Source organism: Chryseobacterium subflavum (genome assembly GCF_055762745.1).
On record NZ_JBVTMR010000013.1, the window covers coordinates 1 to 1966 of the forward strand.

At 46.1% G+C, this 1966-nt stretch carries 1 rRNA gene; it reads right to left on the minus strand.

The window, feature by feature from the left end:
• Positions 1 to 63: 63 nt before the first annotated feature.
• A 16S ribosomal RNA gene (locus AC0INN_RS21720) occupies positions 64 to 1580 on the minus strand.
• Positions 1581 to 1966: the final 386 nt, after the last annotated feature.

Consider the following 1966-nt stretch of genomic DNA (forward strand, 5'->3'; position numbering starts at 1 on the left):
CTTTAAGTAAGTACATGGTACACTTAAGTACCTTTATTTTGTTTAACGTTCTTCAACGCTCTAAAATGAGATGTTCCAGCCGCACCTTCCGGTACGGCTACCTTGTTACGACTTAGCCCTAGTTACCTGTTTTACCCTAGGCAGCTCCTGTTACGGTCACCGACTTCAGGTACCCCAGACTTCCATGGCTTGACGGGCGGTGTGTACAAGGCCCGGGAACGTATTCACCGCGCCATGGCTGATGCGCGATTACTAGCGATTCCAGCTTCATAGAGTCGAGTTGCAGACTCCAATCCGAACTGAGACCAGCTTTCGAGATTAGCATCCAGTCGCCTGGTAGCAGCCCTCTGTACTGGCCATTGTATTACGTGTGTGGCCCAAGGCGTAAGGGCCGTGATGATTTGACGTCATCCCCACCTTCCTCTCTACTTGCGTAGGCAGTCTCACTAGAGTCCCCAACTGAATGATGGCAACTAGTGACAGGGGTTGCGCTCGTTGCAGGACTTAACCTAACACCTCACGGCACGAGCTGACGACAACCATGCAGCACCTTGAAAAATGTCCGAAGAAAAGCCTATTTCTAAGCCTGTCATTTCCCATTTAAGCCTTGGTAAGGTTCCTCGCGTATCATCGAATTAAACCACATAATCCACCGCTTGTGCGGGCCCCCGTCAATTCCTTTGAGTTTCAAACTTGCGTTCGTACTCCCCAGGTGGCTAACTTATCACTTTCGCTTAGTCTCTGAATCCGAAAACCCAAAAACGAGTTAGCATCGTTTACGGCGTGGACTACCAGGGTATCTAATCCTGTTCGCTCCCCACGCTTTCGTCCATCAGCGTCAGTTAAGACATGGTAACCTGCCTTCGCAATTGGTGTTCTAAGTAATATCTATGCATTTCACCGCTACACTACTTATTCCAGCTACCTCTACCTTACTCAAGACCCGCAGTATCAATGGCAGTTTCATAGTTAAGCTATGAGATTTCACCACTGACTTACGAGTCCGCCTACGGACCCTTTAAACCCAATAAATCCGGATAACGCTTGCACCCTCCGTATTACCGCGGCTGCTGGCACGGAGTTAGCCGGTGCTTATTCGTATAGTACCTTCAGCTACCCTCACGAGGGTAGGTTTATCCCTATACAAAAGAAGTTTACAACCCATAGGGCCGTCATCCTTCACGCGGGATGGCTGGATCAGGCTCTCACCCATTGTCCAATATTCCTCACTGCTGCCTCCCGTAGGAGTCTGGTCCGTGTCTCAGTACCAGTGTGGGGGATCACCCTCTCAGGCCCCCTAAAGATCATTGACTTGGTGAGCCGTTACCTCACCAACTATCTAATCTTGCGCGTGCCCATCTCTATCCACCGGAGTTTTCAATATCTAATGATGCCATCAAATATATTATGGGGTATTAATCTTCCTTTCGAAAGGCTATCCCCCTGATAAAGGTAGGTTGCACACGTGTTCCGCACCCGTGCGCCGCTCTCTAGATCCCGAAAGATCTATACCGCTCGGCTTGCATGTGTTAGGCCTCCCGCTAGCGTTCATCCTGAGCCAGGATCAAACTCTCCATTGTATGTTTGTCTGACTCACTCAAAGTTTTGACGCTTTAGTTTTTCCTTACTTGGTTGTTATATTGTATTTCAATGATCTCTTTTCTTCCGCTTTTCTCTAAAGCTTTTTCTCTGTCGTTTTTGCTTTAGATTTGCGAGTGCAAAAGTAATTAATGTTTCTGAACTGACCAAATGTTTTTGAAGAAAATTTTAAAGTTTTTTCTGTAACCTTAATCCCTCTCTAACACTTATCTCAATTTTACTCCGCGCTCCCTTAATTGGGACTGCAAAGATACAAACTTTTCTCAATTTTCAAAATAAATTATTATTTATTTTTTTTAAATCTTTCGTTTATAATTACTCTCTTCTGCGCTACCTACTATCTCTCGTTTTCAGTGGGGCAAAAGTA